The sequence below is a fragment of the Consotaella salsifontis genome (assembly GCF_900167365.1).
GTDB classification, from domain to species: Bacteria; Pseudomonadota; Alphaproteobacteria; order Rhizobiales; family Rhizobiaceae; genus Consotaella; species Consotaella salsifontis.
Map to the genome: position 1 here is coordinate 1 of NZ_FUXL01000008.1, position 18,147 is coordinate 18,147.

Consider the following 18,147-nt stretch of genomic DNA (forward strand, 5'->3'; position numbering starts at 1 on the left):
AAATGCCGAAGTTCGAAGACAACCGCCGCAAGATCGTCGCCCGGCTCCTCTCTGAGGGTTGGACTAGCATCGGCGGCGGCGAACATGAGAACTTTGTCAAAGACGGCCTCCGGATGATCCAAGTGCCTCGGCATCGCACCCTCTCGCAGGGCGTCGCCCGTTCGATCGCCAAGGCCGCTGGCTGGAAATAGGAGAGCTCACCATGACCACTCGATATCTTGGACTGCTCGATGGCGGGGACGGCGCATACGGCATTGCATTCCCCGACGCTCCAGGATGCACCGCGATGGGCAAGACGATCGACGAGGCGATCGCCAATGCCGCTTCGGCTCTTGCTGAATGGGCATCTCGTGAAGGCGCCCCGGCCGCTCGCACTGCGGCTGAAATGAAAGCCGATCCCGATGTCGTCGAGCAGTTGGAAGGCGGATCGGCCTTCGTGGTGGTTCCGTTGATCGCCGAAAGCGGACGGTCCGTGAGGGCCAATCTGTCGATCGATGCCGGCTTGCTGGCCGCAATCGACGAGGCGGCGAACGCGGTCAGGCTCACCAGATCCGCTTTCTTGGCGAGCGCGGCACGGGCAAAAATCCTTTCTGGGGTTTAAGCTGACAGTTGGTCATGCTGCCAACTTATCAGCTATGCCGTTGTCGTTGGCTGGGGCGAGTTCTTCGGCTTCAAGGAACGCCGCGATGAAGTCGCGCGTGGCTTCCGCGTCGACCGCGTTGCCGTAGGCGCGCAGTCGTCCCACTCGGGAGGGAGCCCCATGAGCCAGCGGGAATGTGCCGGGTTCAACTGGCCGCCACTTTCCATCCCGGCAGAAGAGCCAGTCAGCATCTCGCCAGAAGCCGTTAGTCGGGCCGGGCTCGCCATATCGGCAGCGGTCGGAAGGTTGCTCGGCGTCGCTCGGCCTTCCCGTAGCATCCGCGCTTCCTGTCGTTCGACGTTGCTGGTGCAGTCCAGAGCTTTCGGCGTTGGCCAGCCTGCCAGATGCACCGCCTGATTGTTCAGTTGTTCGCCCTTCTTCCCGCCACCTCTCTCCGACCACGGAAGGGCATTCGCGTGGCGGTAGTCGCGCTGTGTCGGCGTCGCCCATCCCGTCATCGCCGCATCCGCTGGCAGCGCTCCGCCCGATTGGTTCGGGCCGCCGTTCGATCCATCCGTCGCGCGGGGCGTGTTCCAGCCGGTCAGTTGCGCCGCGTCAGCTGGATTGAGGCCAAATCCCTTCGCCTTCCTCGCATCGGCTGTCTCGCCCTGACCGTGGTTTGTCACAGTTGGCGTCGGCCAACCGCTTCGCCGCGAATCGCAGTCTTTGCCGGATGTGCGGGGCGCCACTGCCCGCAGAGCAGGTATCGACCGCCCCGAAGGCGTAGCCCGCTCCTTCCATGTCAGCCGATACAAGGTCGAGCCAGCCAAGGCCGTCCTTGCTCGCAACCTGCTCGCCAAAGACGATTGCAGGGCGGCACTGGCTGATGAGGTGGAACCATGCGGGCCATAGGTGCCGCTCGTCAGCAAACCCGCCGCCTTTGCCTGCCGCGCTGAAAGGCTGGCAAGGACAGGAGCCGGTCCATACAGGACGGTCGTCGGGCCATCCGGCGTTTCGGAGAGCGTAGGACCAGACACCGATTCCGGCGAAGAAGTGGCACTGAGTATATCCAGAAAGCTCGTCTGGACGGACATCTTCGATGCTCCGCTCGTCAACGTCGCCCGGCGCGATGTGCCCGGCGGAAATAAGGTTGCGCAGCCATTGAGCCGCGAACGGATCGATTTCATTGTAATAGGCGTGAGGCATCAAAACGGCGCCTCCCCCTCGCTGAGCGTCTTGTGCAGCCGATCAGCGCAGCCGCGCCAGATCGTGCCGACGAACCGCAACACCTGATCTTCAGACCATTCGGAAAGGTCGGCGCCGAACTCCTCCACGAGCGGCGCGGCAGCATCCATGCCGCCCTCGCGCGCCTTCATCTCGTATGGATCGAACCGCCGCACCTCGCGGATGCGCTCCAAAAGCGTGAGGCATTCAGAGCACAGATAACGCGGATCGCCGGTAGGCTTGCCAATGCCGATGCCGACGGCATGCATGCCGCAGACATGGCAGACGGTCGGCGTGCCATCCTTGGCCGCTGTTGGAGTGAAGGTCACGCCGCCGCCCTCGCAGCGCCGTTGTCGTTGTCAGCCAAATGATCGAATAGATCGGCGGCTGGCTGCTTGGGCGTGCCAAGCGCGGCGATGTTTTTCGCTGCCTGGCGGAAATAGCTCGGCTTGAGCTCGAACCCGACGCCGCGCCGGCCCATCTCGACAGCGCTATAGACCTCGCTGCCGATGCCAAGGAACGGCGTCAGCACCGTCTCGCCGGGTAGTGACCAAAGGTCGATGCACCGCTCGATGACGTCGAGTTGCAGCGGCGAGATGTGCTGTTCGTCTTGCTCATCGCGAGCAGACCGATATTGCAGCGTACGCGTCTGGCGAATGTCGGACCAGACCGGCGAGGCGTAGCGCTGCCAGACCAACACCGACTTCCACATATCGAACGGCCAAGGCTTGCGGCCATTTGCGATGGTCTCGGCGGCGTGCCGGTCGTAAGCCTCGCGGCTGATGTCGAGGCTGCCGTCTCCGACCCACTGCTCAAGCATGCCGGCCACGGGCGCGTCGTTGTCGCCGGGTTTGCGAAAGCTCACGATGTAGTCGGCCAACCCCTGCCCCGAAATGCAACTGTCCCTCGTGAGCTGCTTGTGCAGGAGCCGGATGCTCTTCGTGCGCTGCTGGGCGACGACGGGATCTTTCCAAATGCAAACCTCGCTGTGGAAGATCCACCCCGCATCCTGATAGGCCCTGATGATCTCGCCGCGGAAGTCGCGCATACCGATGAAGCCGTCGCGCCGCTTGCTGGCCGGCAGTTGCATGCAATGGACGGAGTGGATTCGGCCCGGCTTGGTGACGCGCAGTAGCTCCTGAATGAGGAAGGCGTAGTGCTCCCAAAAGGCGCCGCCCTCATTGTTGCTGATGTCGCGGTCGGAAGCGCTGAATTTGTAGAGCCCCTCGAATGGCGGGGAGTGAATGCCGAAGTCGACGCTGTCGCCCGGCACCGCGCGAATGAGCTCGCAGCTATCGCCCTCGTAGATGGCATACTTGTCCGTCACGACCTGGTTGACGGCGCAAATGTCGGCTGTGGTGGTGGTCAGCATGGATTCTCCATCAAACGGCTTGACACTGTGACGTTGGCACAGTAAATTGAACCCAATAGAGCAAAGGGAAAGTCGATGTCTCCCCGGATGCAAATCGTTTGGTCAGTCCTCGAAGCCGCCAAAGACGCAGGTGATGAGCTGATTATCGCTGCGTGCCGCCGGATCATCGTGGCGGATCGCATCGGGTGGAGGAAGCATGGCAACCCCGCTGATTATCGGCTGGTGTTGGACTTCTACGGGTGAGCCCCGATGATTTTCGGTCTTGGCGTGAACGGCTGAATCTCACCCAGGCGCAAGCGGCGATGGCCCTCGGCCTCGCCCTGACCAAAGACGGCACAACCTCAGATGCGGTTCGTCATTATGAGCGAGGGAGCCGCGCAATCCCTGAGACCGTGGCGAAGCTCTGCCGATATATCGAACGGTATGGCGTTCTCGACTGATCATGCGGCAGCCCCAAGCCAATTGGGAATTTGCATCGGCATAGTCGGGCTGTAGACTGCCACGTCGCGGGCCTGAGCGTTGATGATGCCCTTCGTGATGTTGGCGGTATGGAGCACCATCGCCGCCGCCATGCGCTCGGCGTCGGCCTCCTTGCGCTTGATGTTGGCGACGACGGCGCCTTCGGTCTCGGCCGCGATGAAGTGGGCCGTTACCTCGCACTCCTGGCCAAATCGCCAGAAGCGGCGGACGGCCTGATAGATTTGCTCAAAGCTATCGTTGAGCCCGACAAATCCGGTATCGGCGCAGTGCTGCCAGTTCATTCCGAATCCGCAAATCGAAGGCTTTGTGATCAGGACGCGGATGCGACCTTCCGAGAAATCGACAAGCTTGCGCTCCTTATCGTCGTCTCGATCCGATCCCCTGACCTCGACAGCGCCGGGAATGGCCTTGGCCAGCGCCTCGCTCTCGGAATTGAGGTTGCACCACCAGACGAACTGACGATCCGTCGGCGTGATGCTGGCGGCAAATGCCACGCGATCGTCGACGCTCTCTCGCCGCGCCCTGATGCGCTCTTGCAGCGTCGCCGCCCGGCCGCCGAGAAGATAAGGCGCAAGCGACGGAACTTCGACAGTGTGATGGATCTGGTGAAGCGCCGGCAGCTGGTATGCGCCATCCTCGTAGCCAAGATCTGACGGCTTGCGCAGCATGACCGACCATGACGCCATCCACCGCCAGAAATCGTTCTCGGCGTGGCCCTTGAGCCGCCATTTCTGCGTCTCACCGCCGTCGTGGGTGAAGAACGTGGATAGCATGTCGGTGTAGCTCATCACGCCCAGGAACTCGGCGTGGTTGCCAAGCTCCATGAAGTCGTTTGGCGCCGGCGTCGCGGTTGCGGCCAGCCGAAACGGCACAGCGGAGCATACCGCGATGAGGTCGGTGCGATACTTGCCGGTCTCCGACTTTAGGATGCTGCTTTCGTCGAGGATGACCGCGATAAACTCGGCGAGATCGAAGTGTTCAATCTTCTGGTAATTGGTCACGTTGATGCCGGGACCGCAGTCGGCCTGGCATCGCACGAGCCGGGCCGGGATGCCGAACTTTGCGGCCTCGCGGATGATCTGCGTCGATACGGCCAGCGGTGCGAACAGCAAGACCATCCCGCCGTGCGCCGCATGGATGGCCGAGCCCCACGCCAACTCCATCAGCGTCTTGCCAAGACCGGTGCCAGCGAATAGCGCGGCGCGTCCGCGCTTGAGCGACCACCGCACGATGTCACGCTGGAACGGGAAAAGCGCCGACGGCAGGTCTGGGATGTCGGCCAGTCCGGTTGGCGGATCGACCATAGCTTTCTTGGCGAGGAACGCCGCATAGGCATCCTCGGCTGGCATGGTGGTGGTCATGCAGTCTCCTCGATGTGGTGGTTAGGCGGCGGGCGGCTAGATCAAATCCCACATGCCACGATGAAGCTTGTGGTCGTGCGGCACGGCTCGCCAATAGGTGTCGCCGCACCCTCCGAGCCCGCCCTTGTCGTTCATGGCGTTGGCGATCCTTTCCGCGAGCTTTCCAGAACGAACGTCCCGGCAAAGGATGAAGTCATCGACCGAATCGCGGTTGAAGTTATCCACGCCGATTACCATCCACCCCGTACCTGCTCGCTGTTCATCGTTGAGGCCGAAGGGTTCTGGTGGGGATTCATCGGACATCACGCGGCCTCGCGGGTGGCGTTGGGGTGAGACACGACGACATATTCGTCATTGCGCATGGCGCTCGATGTTCGACACGTGAAGACGAGCCCATGTGCCGCTTGCCATTCATCGCATGCTGCCTTGATCCGCGACGCTAGATCGACTTCTTGCTCGTGAGAGCATTCGAAGTACGGTCCTTCGTCGCCTTCATATCCCGTGCGGTCGCTCTCGCTCAGGTCCTCTTCGGCGCGCTCGATCAAGCATTCAACGTCGATCCAATCGGCCAGCCGCAGCGGATCGTTACGAGCCTCGACGACATGAACGCCGACCTTCCAGACGCCATCGGCGTCTTGGAATTCTCCCCCAGCGTCTTCCCGCCCCGCGTTGACGGCCTCTTCCTTGGTGTCGAAAGGCCCCCAAAGCATGGTTTCTTCGTCGTAACCAGCCCACCAATTCCAGCCATCGTTCGCCATCACGCCGCCCTCACACTGAGGACCTCACCAGGCTCACTCATTTTGGCGCCGCGCACTTTCTCGCCGGCATCGAGGGCTGACTTGATTGCGGTCTTGTCGGGTGTCGTCGTAACCTTCATGAACCGCTTCGGGACCTTCGTTTCATCGACGATCTCGACTGACGCGCGGCCCTTGCCGATCGACAGCGTCGCTTCTGCCAAGTTGACCTTGCTGAGAGCTCCGGCCTTCATCAGTCGAAACAGTAGCGCGCGCATGGCGTCCTTGCGCCGCTCGTATCGCGCTTTCCGCACTTGAAGGTCTTTGACGCGCTCGCCGACGGCCGCCATCATGCTGTTGGCGTCGCGCTCGATCGCCACGATCTTCGAAAGAACTCGGTGCGCGTCGGTCTCGCCCTCGATGGTGTCAGCCCGCAGCGTCTCGTCTTCGACGAGTTCGGGATATGCGGCGAGCAGGTCGGCGAACTCTCGCTCGAGCAGCGTCACGTCGTAGGCGAGATAATTGGGATTGGGCGCACGATTGTCGTTGGCCGGCATGGTGTCGGATCTCCTCATGATATGGTAAAATGGTGATTTTAGGCGCACCAACGCGCGCCGTGCAGAGTGCGGCATTCGTCCACGCCGCTTTGGCTGGTTGCCCTTGCGATCAGCCGTGCGCGGATCGCGGTGTCTGCGTTCATACCGCGCCGCACGAGGAAGGCGAGCGAACGCAGTTCTGGAGCGAGCAACTGAACAGGCCCAGTCGCAAAATCCTTCTGCGGCAGGTTGTCATTCGCCGCCACGAACCCGCAGAGTTCTGCGGCAGTGCGCCGGATGCCGGCCATAACGTCATCGCGATAGCGCCTGGCAGCATCGGCGTCGGCGTCATCAAGAAGGGGCAGAACGTCATCAAGCCCACCGCCGAGAACGAGCGCCAGGATGTTTTTCTCCTGCAAGATGCCGTCCTTAGCCCGGTGCTTGAGCACGTAATCTTCGCCCTTGGCCTTGACCATCGTGCCATCGTCCCACCGCACGACGAAGCCTTCCTTGCCGACGACGGCGCGTGCGAAGGCGATGAAGTCGGCGGCGGTGGAGTAGCTGGACTGGAAAACCGGAGCGCACGGCATGCCGGTTCGGACAATCGCGTCGTGTGGCCAATATGATCCGTCGACCGTGTTGCGCACAGCCAGCAGCGTCAGCGCGCTTTTCTCGTATCGCACGACGATTCGGTTGTCGGGCGCGGTCCATTCGAAGATCGGCGTCGCGCCGCCGAGCAAAAGGCCGCAGCAGAATTCACGGACGCTTGGCGTCAAGTGCCGCTCGGCTTTTTGGGCATGCTCGGTGCGCCCCATGCGCGTCATGAGCACAACCTCGCCATCGATGATGGCCGGGTGGATCATGGTGCCGTCGAGCTTCTCCAGGACAGTGTGTGGCCGGCTAAAATCAAGCATGCGCGGCAGTGTTTCGCGCCGCTCGCCGACGTTGAAGAACTTGTGGAGCGGCCGCGCCAGAACCGAACCGTCTGGCGAGAATTTGATGCCGCGGCACTCGCCCCGGATTGGATCGTCGAAACTGTCGTCGATCGCAAAGACGTAATCGATCACGGTGTAGTCGCCCTTGTCGGCGACAACGAACTCGGGGCGACCCTCAACATGGGGCAAAACGTCGTTGATGTGGCGGATCTTCGGAAAGGTCATGCGGCTGCCCTCATCCCAATCCCGCGAAGATCCACCACCGCCACATGCGGCAGGCCGTCACCGGCCAAAATGTCTCGCAACGCCGATTGCATCCGCTCGTGGTGAGCCTCGATCAACGTCTTGTCGCCAACCATCACGTCGTTGCGCCATCCGCCGTCGCGCGCCTTCTCGGCGAGCGGCCGGTCGATCACGATGTACCGCACACCAGCCCCAGCCGGCGCGAGAGCCACGCACGCCAGACGATCGCGTCGCCGTAGGTTGGTCGCGTCGATAGTAACCGGCAGACCGCTGTCGAGCCGCGCCTTAGCGATGCGATGCAGTGCCGTAAAAACGTCGTCATTGCGCGATTGGTCGGCGATGGACCCGGTGTAGTCGTAGCGGAGAAGATCGCTCGACAAGTATCCGGCCATGTCGCGAGCATAGCTCGTCTTCCCTGCCCCGCTCGGCCCCACCATAACGGTGAGCAGCGGGTTGCAAACCGGCGCGATAATGCGGCGATCGCCATCCCAATCGGCCACGACTTGAAAACACGGCACGCCCTCGGCGCGCCACATATCGACGATCCGTTGCCGGTCGTCATAGACGAGATCGGGTCGACAGTATTCTTGATTGAGCCAGAATCGCTTGAGCTCGACATCTGGCGTATTGTCCCATATCGCCCGCATGTGTCGGAGTAAGGACGGGTCGATCCCAACAGACGCGAGCCATGATTTCGTTTCGTCGCGAACGATGGCCGACCTGGCCGACCAGATCTCGACACGATGACCGGCGGCGATGTGCGCACGCAAACTGTCGATGACATGCGGCACCGGCAGATCGTCGACGCACGCTTTGAAGAATGCATCCCAATCAGGCTTGCGCGTGCCTCGCACGAAGTGGACGCGATGGCCGATATTGGCGATCGTGCCGTCGAGATCGAATATGACGAACACCGGTGCTCTCCTCAGTGGCAATGGGGTGGCGATTTCCTTACCCTATTACAATTTCACCATTTCGTCAATCAAAATGGTATCTCGTCAGCATCGTTCCACGGTACGTTGTCGTTTGCCGCGTCGTCGCCGACGACGCGCGCGCCTGGTCTATGCCCCTTGACATCGGGATATTTGCTCGACTGAGAGTAATCGAGCTGGATCTCGGCCGTTGGCAGAAGTTCGCCTTGCCTGCTCAGCCATTCGTCAACCGCCGTCGGGCAAGGCAATGCGCCGCCATGCTGACGCCAGAAGCGGTCAGCCTTGGTCTTCGGGAACTGCCGGCTGCGCGGGTTGGGATGCTCCATGTGCTGAGGGCACACCCACTCGTTTACCGTCTTCATTCCCACCATGTACGTGACCTTCACGCTTGGCGGGTTGCTCTCGATCTTGGGTGGGTGAAATCTGAAAGTGCGAGACTTGACGGTCGCCCACGCCGCGCCCTCGGTCGAAAGCACCGGCACATATTCGGCCTCGCGCGAAAGCTTCTCCTCCTTCTCCGGCTCGGGGAAGATGAAGCCGCAGTCAACGCACACCCTCGCGCTGGCGTGGTTGATCGAGCCGCATCCACATCTGCCGGTCGGATCGGTTCCGTCACGCGGGCAAAGCCGTACAGGCGCTTCGCCGGTGCCGCTGCGCGGCGCGCTTGGCGTCACCGCATCGATCGGCCCATGCTTGGAGACGTTGCCGGCGAAATCCAGCACAAGGCAGTTCTCCTTCCCTGGCGCCAGCCTGAGGCCGCGCCCGATCATCTGGACGTACAGGCTCGCCGAGAGGGTCGGGCGCATCATCGCGAGCAAGTCGATTCCAGGGATGTTCGTGCCGGTCGTCATCACGGCGTTATTGGTCACGGCCCTGATGCGTCCCGCCTTGAACTCTTCCAGGATGCGGCGGCGCTCATCCGATGGCGTCTCGCCGGCAACCGTCTCGCAGCTGATGCCGCGCGACCTGATCTCATCGCGAACGTGATATGCGTGCTCAAGTCCAGAGCAGAAAAGCAACCACGTTTTGCGGTCGTGGCCATAAGCGCAGACTTCGTCGATTGCCGCCCGCGTCACCTCAAACTTATCGACGGCGGCCTGCAGCGCATTCTGCTTATAGTCGCCGCCGAGCTTGCCGACGCCGGTCAGATCGTATCTGGTGGCCATGCCTTTGCTGATCGGGCGAGACAGCCATTTTTCCTCGATCATCTCGCCGATCGGCTTTTCATAGGCGATGGCGTCGAAGATTGCGCCATCGCCCTCCGTGAGCAGCCCTTCGCCGAGCCGAAATGGCGTGGCCGTCATGCCGACCAACCGCAAATCCTGGTTGATGGACCGCAGACCTGCGAGCAGCTGGCCATATTGCGTCTCGGCGTTACGCGGCAAGAGATGGGCTTCATCGACCATGACGAGATCGAAATGGCCGAGATTCGTCGCCTTGCGCGAGATCGTTTGAACTCCGGCGAAGAGGATCTGCGCATGGGCATCCCGGCGGCCGAGCCCGGCAGAGTAGATGCCGGCTGGCGCCAGTGGCCAGATGCCGACAAGCTCGCGGTAGTTGCTCTCGATCAGCTCCTTGACGTGCGTCACTATCATGATGCGCATGTCTGGATAATCGCGGATGAGCTCCTGGCAAATCGTGGCCAGGATGAGGCTCTTCCCGCCGCCAGTCGGCACGACGATGAGCGGCGAACCGCCTTCCCGACCCCAATAGTCATAGAGGGCATCGATGGCGTCTCGCTGGTAGTCTCGCAGCTTGAGCATTATTCGCCCCCTGCCTCGATACGCGCCATGAACTGATCGAAGTGCTCGCTCTCGCGCCGGCCTTCGCGCCACATGCGCAGGTACTCAGTGCGCGCGATCAAAAAATCTGGATCGTCGCGGCGGCTGTTGAAATAACGCGCGAGCGTCCGACGCCTGCGGGCGCGGTGCGCTGCCGCCCACTCTGGATCTTTTGACGCTTTCTCGCGCTCTCGCTCTTTGCGGCGCCTTGCGATGGCCGCCCGCTCATCTGGCGTCATCGCCGCATATCGCCTGGCCATCCGCTCGCGCGTAGCGGCACGCTCGCGCTCGCGGTGTGCATCGGAATATCCACTGCGATCGGCCATCAGGAGGCCATCCCAATCAGCCGGCGGCGCTCCTGCTTAATGACATAGCGAACGCGCGTCGGCGCCGTGCCATGCCTGTCGGCTATTTCTGCGTAGTGATCACCCATGGCCGACGCCATGAGCATGTCTCCGGGCACCCCCGACGATCGGCCCGCGATGATCGAAAGGTCTGCCGCTGCCTCTTGCGCTGGATTGATCGAGACGACAGTGGCTATGGCGTCATCCATGCTGATTGTCGTGATGGATTTGCGCCGCCGCTGGTTAGACGCGATCCCCCGCATGGTCACGGATAACCACGCCCAAAAACCGATATCCGTCGGGGAGCCGCGGAAATTCACCCACCGCTCACAGACGAGCGCGACCGTGTCGTTGACCAGATCATCGGCGTTGTGCGGGGCGATCCGCTTGGCCAGCCGCCGCAGGCCGGGCAAATAGGCGACAAGGCGATTGTCAAACTCGGCGGGTCGATCTGATGGGATGTTGTCGTTGGCGCTGATCATGACTTTCCCTCTCCGTCCACCCACGTCTCACCGTTGCGAAGGCGGTATGTGATGGTCTCGGATTCTTCGTTGACGTCGACTTGTTCGCCGGGCACGAGCGAGGGGATAAAAAGGTGGGCCTCGCATGCAACCTTCTGCTCATCGAATGAAAGCGGCTTGGCCCACCGCGCACATGACCAGTGTGCGTCTCCGCACGTCTCCGGCGTCGAGTGAATGCACGACCGGCACGTCACGCGTGGCCACGCGCCATCGTGGCAGGCAGATCGATGCTTGCAGAACAGGCACGGCGGGATGTCCGGGTTGTCGCTGACACGCGATGGCGGCTCTGGCGTGTTGATGATGCGATCGAGACGCGCCAACAGCCGCAGCGTGAATTCGGCGTCATAGGTGATGCGCTCGGCATAGAGGGTGTCGTCGTTCTTGCAGCTGACGAGGTATAGGCACCGCGACAGGCCAAAGGCGTGCATTCCAAGCTGGCACTGGCCAAAATGGAGAGGCTTCGCCTTCTGGCATCCGTGCTTGATGATCTCCTTCATGCCCTTCTCGTTGGAGCTCTTGAACTCCAGCAAGTGCTCGGTCTTCGGCGCCTCCGGCAGACCAGTGACCTTGCCGTCGCACTTGCCACGGACGTGGGAACCGACGAGGCGGATGCGGTCTTGCTGACCGTAAACATCGACGCCGATCCGCCGCAGATCATCGACGAGACGATCCTCTTCGATGTTGCCGGTCTCAAAGAGGCGCAGCTGGCGGCCGTGGTGCTTTTCAAGTGGCGATGCCCACCGGAAAGAGTACCAGAGCTGCCGATCGCATTCGGCGTTGGCCTCGCCGACCGATATGCCCAGGCTGTCCCATGATTCGGCCGCCGCCTCGTAGGCCGCGTAGATCGCGCGTACTGTCGAAGCCTGCGGCTTGGGAAGCGGGGCCATTAAGGCCGCCCCCGCTTCTCCTGCATCGCCGCTTGATAGGCGTGTTCGGCCGCAGACGAATCCATAAACTTCGGCGCGAACTCGCGATCAAGAGCAATGATGGCGTCATCGATCCGCCCCGCCCTTAAGTCTGCAATGGCGTCAATGACGACGGCGTCATTCCGGAGGTTGTAGCCACGGCGCGCAGCGGCGGAGACCAATTCGTCAGTGGTCATCTCCCGGATAATGTTGCTGAGCTTCGTGTTGATCGAGATGTAGCGGTCGCCCATCTTCACACCCTCATCGGCATGAGGACGCCGAGCCATTCCGGATCGGCCTGGCTGGTGAAGAGTGCTGGCGCTCCACCGTCGTCGAGCGCAATCTGAACGGGTCCTTCGGGAGCCGCGGCCAGCATCTCGCTCAGATACCGACTGGAAAAACCAATGCCGATCTCACTACCGCTGAATGCGATCGCGATCGCGTCCTCGGCGTCTCCGTCACCATGAGACGACAGAGCGCATTCATCGGATGCGAACGCGAGCTTAATGCCGCTCCCTTGTTGCTTTGACACCACCGAGACGCGATCGACCGCGGCGACGAGGTCGTCACGATCGACGGTTGCCACGCTCTCATTGTTGCGCGGGATAACGCGCTTGAAGTCAGGGTATGTCCCGTCGACCAGCCGCGAAGTGATGATGGTGCTGCCGGATGTCAGCCGAATCCTGGATTCGCTGACCGCAACGGTAATCCTCCCCTTCGGGATGAGCTTCAGCGTCTCGCGCGGGACAATGATCCCGGCGGACAGAACGCCTGGCGCAATCTCGCCGGCGGCAATCGCGTTGCGAGCCAGGCGGTGGCCGTCAGTTCCAACCGTGACGATCTTGCCTTCGTCGTGGTGAAGCAGCACGCCGTTGAGGTAAAAGCGGGTTGAATCCGTCGAGACCGCGAACGCCACCGGCGCGATCAAAGCCGCGAGGTCGATCTCGAATTCAGCGTCGAATTGCTGATCCGCGATATCCGGGAAATCCTCGGCAGGAAACGTCGGCAGCTTGTACCGGCTTCTGCCGGACTTCAGAATGAGCTGCGAATCCTTCAGCTCCAGGGTGATGGTCTCCGACGAGACCTTGCGCACGGCATCGGTGAGTGTCTTCGCGCTGACACAGACGGCGCCAGGTTCGCACTCAAGCGCGATTGAATTCTTGATTTCCACGTTCAGATCGGTTGATCTGATTTCCAATCCTTGGAAAGTCGCATTCAGAAGCACCGTCGCAAGGATTGGAATGGTGTTTCTCGACTGGACAACCAAAGAATTCGATGTTAACAGACGCATGAATTCGGTGCGCTCTATCTCAATTCGCATCGATTCTCCTCAGGGTCTAGCGGCCCTATGTGGTGAGACGGGGTAGGTCGTGGTGGGCTGATCCGTCAGGAATACCGGGCGACGTTTCTCGTGGTGGGGAAGCGTCGCCCTTTCATTATGGGTGAATTGTCACTTCCCCCATGGACGCTTCTTGGCCGGGCCTGATGAGGCACCCGCCTGCGCCGCGCGGCTGGCTGACTGACCATGGCGGGCCGGTGGTGTGGCGCCGCCATGGCTTGAAGGTCGCTCAGCCGCAGGCGATGCTGCCTCAGGTTCAGGCACATTACCCTCATCGGGGTAGAAGTAGCGCTTCACCTCGGCGCGCGCCGGGTACCTTGGATTCCCGCTTTCGTCCTTCTCCTTGGAAGGCTTGCCGAGGCCGATCTTTACGACGTAGCTGCGGAAGTGCAGCTCCTCGCTGTCCTCAACCTCAACCACGCCGATGGCGCGGCAGAGCTGGGCGAACTGGCGCTGGCCGATCTCCTGCGCCTGCGGGTTGCTGTGTTCGAGGTTGAAGGTGTCGAAGAACTTTCGATCCTTGAACTCTTCGGGGCGGAGGACGACCGCCGTCGTCTTCAGGATCGTCCCGTTGCCTTTTGAGTTTTCCTTGACTTCGGAAGCCTCGATTTCGAGCTCGTAGATGCCATCGGGCAATTCATCGTACTGCCCATGCGAGTCGGTATCGTGCTCGCTGGCATCGAATTTTCTGCCAAGATTTGCCATTTTCTCTCTGTGGTCTAGCGGTGATTGTGGTGGTTCGTGGTGGGTGGATAGGCTGTGGTCTGGTGATCGTCGTGGTGGTTGATGGTGTCCTAAAGTCCGCCTTCCTTATAGCAGCATGACCGTAGGTCACTTCGCGTTGCGCGCGTAAAAATCAAGTCACGGCTAACGATCTTTAGACGGCTGTTACTGGGCGCCAGTGGGATGGGGGAAGTGCTGGCAGAGCTTCGAGTAGCCCTCCCCCTTTCGGTATGGAATCACGTCCGGCATCCCGTACCGGTTCTTGGCCGTGAAGCCGGCGCGCTCGGCAAGATGGATCTGTCGCTCCTGCCCACCCTCGGCGTGCGCGACTTTTGTCTGCCGCGCCACTTCCTTTTCTTTGATGCTAATGCGGTAGTTCATGAAGGCGACGATGTCGGCCTTTTCGCGCACGAGAGCATTCGCCCGCTTGTGTAGCTTGATCCCATATCTGCTGTATGGATCGCTGATCGGACTGTCGAAGCGCACAATCTCGGGGTGCGCCAGTTGCACGACAGCAACACCCCTCGATTTCAGCGCCAGCACAGCCGACAGGTACTCCAACCATTCGGTATCGGCCTCGACATACCCCTTGCCGAATCCGGGCTCCTCGATCGACGATACGCCAAGCCGGCGGCACGTGGCCTGCCAGACGAGATTTTCCAGGCCGTCGAGGCTATCGACGATGGCGGTCTTGCGGTCGTGCTCCTCCGTGAGAAGCTCGGCGAAAAGATTGAGCAGATCGTCGAAACTCTCGATCGTTCCCGGTGTTGGCATCTCGATATCCGACGGCGGCTCCTCGCCTTCCGTCGGCAGGTAGATCGGATCGGGGAACTCGGCGGCAAGTGATGTCTTGCCGACACCATCGACACCGTAGATCAGGAACACGGGCGGCTTGTCGCTTTTGGTGGTCTTCATTCCGGCAAGGCTGATGGCCATGATGCCCTCTTGATTGGCTCTCGTAGTGGACTTTACGCCGGCACCGGCGAGCGGGGATAAGTCAGCCGAACGATCGACCGATCAGAACTCCTGCCCCATAGAAGGCAAGAAAAGACACCGCAGACACGGCGGCTATTCCCACGGCCACAGTGCGACCGACCATTTCGAAGCTGGCGGCGTGTCGTCATCGTCAGAGATGAAGTCTTCCAACGTGCATCCTCCGGTCCTGCCGGCAAGGCCGGCAGGGTTGATGGATTGATTGGGGTGGATTGGGTGATCAGGCGGCTTCGCGCTTTAGCCAATCATCTACGGCGTCTTTGGTCGTCGCGAGGCCCATGCCCGTCATCGATCGCAGCATCTTGATCGCTTCAATCTTTCTGCCGCACGCTGCGAGACGCTGCCATTCGTAATCATAGGTCTTTTCGACCTTGCGATTGGCGACCATCTCGAACACTGCGAACTCGGCGCCCTTGATCACGTTCGCCAGCCGGCTAGCTTCGGCTTCAGCCGCCGACTTCGATGGATGGACGCACGGGTGCAGCGACGGCTTGGGCTGTGTGCCGTCCATCTTGGCGACGATCCAGACAGGGCTGATTGCCGCCGCATCGTCATCGACGATGTCGAAAATTTCATTGTACACGAGCCGTTCGTCGCCGTCGTTGTCGCGGAAGAAGGCGCAATCTCCATTAACTCGTGTGATGGTAAGGACGTCTCCGGCGACATAGCCGTTGCACCAATCGCTATCCTTGGCGCGGATTTTCATGCCGACGCGGAAGGCGCTCACCGCGGGATCGGTCGGTTCGTTGTCGTTGGCCGGTGCCCTGTCCAGGCGGCTGGCAGGCAGCCACCACCCAGAATAGTCTGGCGTCTTGCCGCCACCAGAATGGCCACCAGTCCAGCCGTCGAAGCTGATCAGGTAAGACGAATAATCGACCTCGACGACCGTACCGACAGCGTCAGTCGGGTCGCCATCCCTGGATTTCACGCGATCGCCGACGCGGAATGTCGTGCCCCCGCTGGTCGCACCATCGCTGGCCAGCACGGGCGCGGCGATTCTTGGCATCACATACCATTTGCCGTCGCCCCTGATCTCCCTGTCGAAGCGAACGAGCAGAATGCCGGATTGGGTGATGTCGACGACCTCGCCCTCGTCACCCTCGGCTCCGAACCCGCCATTGTCGGCCGTCAGCCGAACGCGATCGCCGATCTTGAACGCATGATCAGGCCCTTTGTCCCACCCGACAAACGGGTCAACGACGTCGATATGCTTGTCGTCGACCCATCCGATCATGCCGGCGATATCGACGCCATAATTTATGCCGGAGCCTTCATCGCAGACAACAGAGATCACGCCGTCCTTGTGGTCCGTATGCGGCCCAAAGAACCAACTGCTAGAGCATTCGTCGGTGAATTTGACCTTTGCGCCGACCGGCAGAGTGACGGGCTCGAAGCAGTAGGTCGGCTGGCGGGTTGGGTCGCCGTCGTCGTCTGCAACGACGACCACGCAATTGTCGATATCGACATCTCCGACCTTATAGATCTTGCCTTCGGTGAACCATGAGATATCAGCCCTGACGCATCGCACGAGATCGCCGGACTTGAATTCGGTGTCGTTACCCATGCTTATGCTCTCCCCGTCGCTCGCACCTTGGCGAGATCGATGACGTTGTTGGATTCGCGATTGCCTTGGTCGATCGTTCCAGCCGCGTCAGCGGCGATCGGGGATGCAGTTGGCATCAGCTCGACGTCTCTGAACCAGATCTCCATCGTGGTTCCGGCGATACGGACGAGGTATTCGCATCCCCAGTCCCGTTCGTTGATGACCTGGCCAGTGACCATGCCTCCGTAGCCGACGAGATGCACCATCTCGCCGCGGAAGAACCCTTCATTCTCTTCCATCAGGCAGCGGCCCCATCTTCAGCGACGCCATCAATGGTCGGGACGCGTCGAAGGGTTACGGGAGCGAGGCCGGATGCGGTCGAGCATCCTCCGTTGAACGGCACGACCCGCGTCACGACATTGCGTCTGTCGATGTTCGAATTTGCTGCTACCGAAGGTCGCTTGGCTTTCCGCTGGCCGCCGAGGCGGTAGAACACCGCCTGGCGCGTGATCCCGGCCGATTGCGCGATATCGGCCAGCGACACGCGCATGCCTCGCATGCGGCGCATCTCCGCAGTTTGCATATGCATCTCCTCATGATGTGTGGCGCGACAACGGCTAATATGGTGGGCCGTCATCTGGTAAATTGGTAACGTAAACGCCCCACGTCGGGCAAGTGGGGAAAAATATCACGTGTGGATATCGCGTCGCGGGTAGCGCTGGACGGCCCTTGACCTCGCTCCAAACCACAGCCATCTACCATTGCAGTACAATGTTACGGGATATTCCGATGACCACTCGCTTGGCGGCCATGCTGCGTGATAGAATGAACGAGATGGGTCTCAGCCAGACTGAGTTGGCGGCCAGGATCGGATCAGCGCAACAGGCGATCAGCGCCCTGCTGAACGGCGATGTGGCGGCGCCCCGCAAGTGGCGCGATATCGCTCGAATCCTTCAGATCCCAGAGGAGCAAATGCGGGCCTTGATGATCGAGGCGGCGAGGGACACGGACAAAAACACTCGCATCCCGAAGTCGCTGAAGAGCAGGGAGTTTCTTCAGGTCGTTCCCACCCCTCCGCTCGGCGGCAATGTCGTGCCGTATCGCGATGATCGACGCGATCTTGCGAAGGCCGAGAAGAGCCGCAACATGGCTCGGCGGCTCAAGACCACGCCGCTAACGGAATGGGGCCGGGTGCAGCTACCCGTCCTCGGGCAAGCCGTCGCCGGCAGCGATGGCCGATACATCTTCAATGGCGACATCGTTGATTGGGTCCCGATGCCTCCTCAGCTCGACGGCGTCAAAGGCGCGTATGGCGTCTATGTCGATGGTGAATCGATGACGCCAAGGTATATGCCAGGTGAATTGGTGCACGTTCATCCAAACCGCCCGCCGCGACGCGGAGATGATGTTGTCGTGCAGGTGGCGTGTGACGACATGGAACACGGCGGCGCGCCGTGGGGCTTCATAAAGCGGTTCGAGGGCTTTTCCGGGAGTAAGCTCGTGCTGTTTCAATACAACCCCGCCATGACGCTCGAGTTCGATCGCGATGACGTCGTGAGCGTCCATACCATTGTCGGCCGCATGTAGCTCGCCTCTAAACG

25 protein-coding genes are annotated in these 18,147 nt (G+C 61.2%); 4 read left to right on the top strand and 21 right to left on the bottom strand.

From position 1 onward, the window contains the following. On the top strand, positions 1-191 hold a 191-nt coding region (locus B5D38_RS12345), incomplete at its 5' end, for a type II toxin-antitoxin system HicA family toxin (RefSeq protein WP_078708745.1). An 11-nt stretch (positions 192-202) separates the two neighbouring features. Beyond that, on the top strand, positions 203-601 hold the full coding sequence (locus tag B5D38_RS12350) for a type II toxin-antitoxin system HicB family antitoxin (protein ID WP_078708746.1): 399 nt from the start codon (positions 203-205) through the stop codon (positions 599-601). Between the two features lie 12 nt (positions 602-613). Here the strand turns inward: B5D38_RS12350 and B5D38_RS22740 are convergent, their stop codons facing one another. From B5D38_RS22740 to B5D38_RS12365, 4 genes are all read right to left on the bottom strand, one after another. After that, positions 614-745: a hypothetical protein gene (locus B5D38_RS22740; protein WP_280949389.1), complete on the bottom strand. Its 132-nt coding sequence runs from the start codon at positions 743-745 to the stop codon at positions 614-616. 450 nt (positions 746-1,195) lie between these two features. Next, the gene (locus B5D38_RS22385; protein WP_245319170.1) at positions 1,196-1,786 is read right to left on the bottom strand and encodes a DNA cytosine methyltransferase; all 591 of its coding nucleotides are present in this window, start codon (positions 1,784-1,786) and stop codon (positions 1,196-1,198) included. Next, entirely contained in the window at positions 1,786-2,133 is a 348-nt protein-coding gene (locus B5D38_RS12360) for a DUF6511 domain-containing protein (RefSeq protein ID WP_078708747.1), read from the bottom strand. Before B5D38_RS12360 ends, B5D38_RS22385 begins: the two co-directional genes overlap by 1 nt. Continuing rightward, positions 2,130-3,176 (bottom strand): DNA-methyltransferase, encoded by a 1,047-nt coding sequence (locus tag B5D38_RS12365; RefSeq protein WP_078708748.1) that lies wholly within the window; start codon positions 3,174-3,176, stop codon positions 2,130-2,132. The genes B5D38_RS12360 and B5D38_RS12365 overlap by 4 nt, the downstream gene beginning before the upstream one ends. Positions 3,177-3,415: 239 nt before the next feature. On the opposite strand from B5D38_RS12365, the gene B5D38_RS22845 reads away from it, so the two are divergent. Continuing rightward, positions 3,416-3,616, top strand: coding sequence for a helix-turn-helix domain-containing protein (locus B5D38_RS22845; protein ID WP_078708749.1), 201 nt, complete (start codon positions 3,416-3,418; stop codon positions 3,614-3,616). Here B5D38_RS22845 and B5D38_RS12375 read toward each other — a convergent pair whose 3' ends face one another. The 17 genes from B5D38_RS12375 to B5D38_RS12455 all read right to left on the bottom strand — a co-directional run bounded on the left by B5D38_RS12375 (position 3,617) and on the right by B5D38_RS12455 (position 17,129). Beyond that, positions 3,617-5,017, bottom strand: a complete 1,401-nt coding sequence (locus B5D38_RS12375) for a helicase (RefSeq protein WP_245319172.1) — start codon at positions 5,015-5,017, stop codon at positions 3,617-3,619. 36 nt (positions 5,018-5,053) lie between these two features. Then, positions 5,054-5,320, bottom strand: a complete 267-nt coding sequence (locus tag B5D38_RS12380; protein WP_131829913.1) for a hypothetical protein — start codon at positions 5,318-5,320, stop codon at positions 5,054-5,056. Then, positions 5,320-5,775, bottom strand: a complete 456-nt coding sequence (locus B5D38_RS12385; RefSeq protein ID WP_131829914.1) for a hypothetical protein — start codon at positions 5,773-5,775, stop codon at positions 5,320-5,322. Before B5D38_RS12385 ends, B5D38_RS12380 begins: the two co-directional genes overlap by 1 nt. Continuing rightward, positions 5,775-6,257 carry a siphovirus Gp157 family protein gene (locus B5D38_RS12390; RefSeq protein ID WP_245319174.1) on the bottom strand — a complete coding sequence of 161 codons (483 nt, stop codon included), beginning with the start codon at positions 6,255-6,257 and terminating at the stop codon, positions 5,775-5,777. Before B5D38_RS12390 ends, B5D38_RS12385 begins: the two co-directional genes overlap by 1 nt. 89 nt (positions 6,258-6,346) lie before the next feature. Continuing rightward, positions 6,347-7,447, bottom strand: a complete 1,101-nt coding sequence (locus tag B5D38_RS12395) for an RNA ligase (protein WP_078708753.1) — start codon at positions 7,445-7,447, stop codon at positions 6,347-6,349. Beyond that, positions 7,444-8,379 carry a phosphatase domain-containing protein gene (locus B5D38_RS12400; RefSeq protein ID WP_078708754.1) on the bottom strand — a complete coding sequence of 312 codons (936 nt, stop codon included), beginning with the start codon at positions 8,377-8,379 and terminating at the stop codon, positions 7,444-7,446. Before B5D38_RS12400 ends, B5D38_RS12395 begins: the two co-directional genes overlap by 4 nt. Positions 8,380-8,447: 68 nt before the next feature. Then, positions 8,448-10,160, bottom strand: coding sequence for a DEAD/DEAH box helicase (locus B5D38_RS12405; RefSeq protein WP_078708755.1), 1,713 nt, complete (start codon positions 10,158-10,160; stop codon positions 8,448-8,450). Then, positions 10,160-10,504, bottom strand: coding sequence for a hypothetical protein (locus B5D38_RS12410; protein WP_078708756.1), 345 nt, complete (start codon positions 10,502-10,504; stop codon positions 10,160-10,162). The genes B5D38_RS12405 and B5D38_RS12410 overlap by 1 nt, the downstream gene beginning before the upstream one ends. After that, entirely contained in the window at positions 10,504-11,004 is a 501-nt protein-coding gene (locus B5D38_RS12415; RefSeq protein WP_078708757.1) for a sigma factor, read from the bottom strand. The genes B5D38_RS12410 and B5D38_RS12415 overlap by 1 nt, the downstream gene beginning before the upstream one ends. Continuing rightward, positions 11,001-11,930, bottom strand: a complete 930-nt coding sequence (locus B5D38_RS12420) for a PDDEXK family nuclease (RefSeq protein WP_078708758.1) — start codon at positions 11,928-11,930, stop codon at positions 11,001-11,003. The genes B5D38_RS12415 and B5D38_RS12420 overlap by 4 nt, the downstream gene beginning before the upstream one ends. Further along, a complete protein-coding gene (locus B5D38_RS12425) occupies positions 11,930-12,199 on the bottom strand; it encodes a hypothetical protein (RefSeq protein ID WP_078708759.1) in 270 nt (89 codons plus the stop codon). Before B5D38_RS12425 ends, B5D38_RS12420 begins: the two co-directional genes overlap by 1 nt. A gap of 2 nt (positions 12,200-12,201) precedes the next feature. Then, a complete protein-coding gene (gene dnaN / locus B5D38_RS12430) occupies positions 12,202-13,269 on the bottom strand; it encodes a DNA polymerase III subunit beta (RefSeq protein ID WP_078708760.1) in 1,068 nt (355 codons plus the stop codon). 129 nt (positions 13,270-13,398) lie between these two features. Next, on the bottom strand, positions 13,399-13,992 hold the full coding sequence (locus B5D38_RS12435; RefSeq protein WP_078708761.1) for a DUF669 domain-containing protein: 594 nt from the start codon (positions 13,990-13,992) through the stop codon (positions 13,399-13,401). 183 nt (positions 13,993-14,175) lie between these two features. Further along, positions 14,176-14,946 carry an ATP-binding protein gene (locus B5D38_RS12440; protein WP_078708762.1) on the bottom strand — a complete coding sequence of 257 codons (771 nt, stop codon included), beginning with the start codon at positions 14,944-14,946 and terminating at the stop codon, positions 14,176-14,178. 277 nt (positions 14,947-15,223) lie between these two features. Further along, positions 15,224-16,567, bottom strand: coding sequence for a hypothetical protein (locus tag B5D38_RS12445; protein WP_078708763.1), 1,344 nt, complete (start codon positions 16,565-16,567; stop codon positions 15,224-15,226). A gap of 2 nt (positions 16,568-16,569) precedes the next feature. Continuing rightward, on the bottom strand, positions 16,570-16,845 hold the full coding sequence (locus tag B5D38_RS12450; protein ID WP_078708764.1) for a hypothetical protein: 276 nt from the start codon (positions 16,843-16,845) through the stop codon (positions 16,570-16,572). After that, positions 16,845-17,129 (bottom strand): hypothetical protein, encoded by a 285-nt coding sequence (locus B5D38_RS12455; protein ID WP_078708765.1) that lies wholly within the window; start codon positions 17,127-17,129, stop codon positions 16,845-16,847. The genes B5D38_RS12450 and B5D38_RS12455 overlap by 1 nt, the downstream gene beginning before the upstream one ends. A 206-nt stretch (positions 17,130-17,335) precedes the next feature. On the opposite strand from B5D38_RS12455, the gene B5D38_RS12460 reads away from it, so the two are divergent. Beyond that, the gene (locus tag B5D38_RS12460) at positions 17,336-18,133 is read left to right on the top strand and encodes a LexA family transcriptional regulator (RefSeq protein ID WP_078708766.1); all 798 of its coding nucleotides are present in this window, start codon (positions 17,336-17,338) and stop codon (positions 18,131-18,133) included. Positions 18,134-18,147 lie beyond the last annotated feature (14 nt).

Coding starts and splice junctions, on each gene's coding strand:
- B5D38_RS12350 (WP_078708746.1), top strand. CDS start 203: ATGACCACTCGATATCTTGGACTGCTCGATGGCGGGGACGGCGCATAC.
- B5D38_RS22385 (WP_245319170.1), bottom strand. CDS start 1,786: ATGCCTCACGCCTATTACAATGAAATCGATCCGTTCGCGGCTCAATGG.
- B5D38_RS12365 (WP_078708748.1), bottom strand. CDS start 3,176: ATGCTGACCACCACCACAGCCGACATTTGCGCCGTCAACCAGGTCGTG.
- B5D38_RS12375 (WP_245319172.1), bottom strand. CDS start 5,017: ATGACCACCACCATGCCAGCCGAGGATGCCTATGCGGCGTTCCTCGCC.
- B5D38_RS12380 (WP_131829913.1), bottom strand. CDS start 5,320: ATGTCCGATGAATCCCCACCAGAACCCTTCGGCCTCAACGATGAACAG.
- B5D38_RS12385 (WP_131829914.1), bottom strand. CDS start 5,775: ATGGCGAACGATGGCTGGAATTGGTGGGCTGGTTACGACGAAGAAACC.
- B5D38_RS12395 (WP_078708753.1), bottom strand. CDS start 7,447: ATGACCTTTCCGAAGATCCGCCACATCAACGACGTTTTGCCCCATGTT.
- B5D38_RS12405 (WP_078708755.1), bottom strand. CDS start 10,160: ATGCTCAAGCTGCGAGACTACCAGCGAGACGCCATCGATGCCCTCTAT.
- B5D38_RS12410 (WP_078708756.1), bottom strand. CDS start 10,504: ATGGCCGATCGCAGTGGATATTCCGATGCACACCGCGAGCGCGAGCGT.
- B5D38_RS12415 (WP_078708757.1), bottom strand. CDS start 11,004: ATGATCAGCGCCAACGACAACATCCCATCAGATCGACCCGCCGAGTTT.
- B5D38_RS12420 (WP_078708758.1), bottom strand. CDS start 11,930: ATGGCCCCGCTTCCCAAGCCGCAGGCTTCGACAGTACGCGCGATCTAC.
- B5D38_RS12425 (WP_078708759.1), bottom strand. CDS start 12,199: ATGGGCGACCGCTACATCTCGATCAACACGAAGCTCAGCAACATTATC.
- dnaN (WP_078708760.1), bottom strand. CDS start 13,269: ATGCGAATTGAGATAGAGCGCACCGAATTCATGCGTCTGTTAACATCG.
- B5D38_RS12435 (WP_078708761.1), bottom strand. CDS start 13,992: ATGGCAAATCTTGGCAGAAAATTCGATGCCAGCGAGCACGATACCGAC.
- B5D38_RS12440 (WP_078708762.1), bottom strand. CDS start 14,946: ATGGCCATCAGCCTTGCCGGAATGAAGACCACCAAAAGCGACAAGCCG.
- B5D38_RS12445 (WP_078708763.1), bottom strand. CDS start 16,567: ATGGGTAACGACACCGAATTCAAGTCCGGCGATCTCGTGCGATGCGTC.
- B5D38_RS12450 (WP_078708764.1), bottom strand. CDS start 16,845: ATGGAAGAGAATGAAGGGTTCTTCCGCGGCGAGATGGTGCATCTCGTC.
- B5D38_RS12455 (WP_078708765.1), bottom strand. CDS start 17,129: ATGCAAACTGCGGAGATGCGCCGCATGCGAGGCATGCGCGTGTCGCTG.
- B5D38_RS12460 (WP_078708766.1), top strand. CDS start 17,336: ATGACCACTCGCTTGGCGGCCATGCTGCGTGATAGAATGAACGAGATG.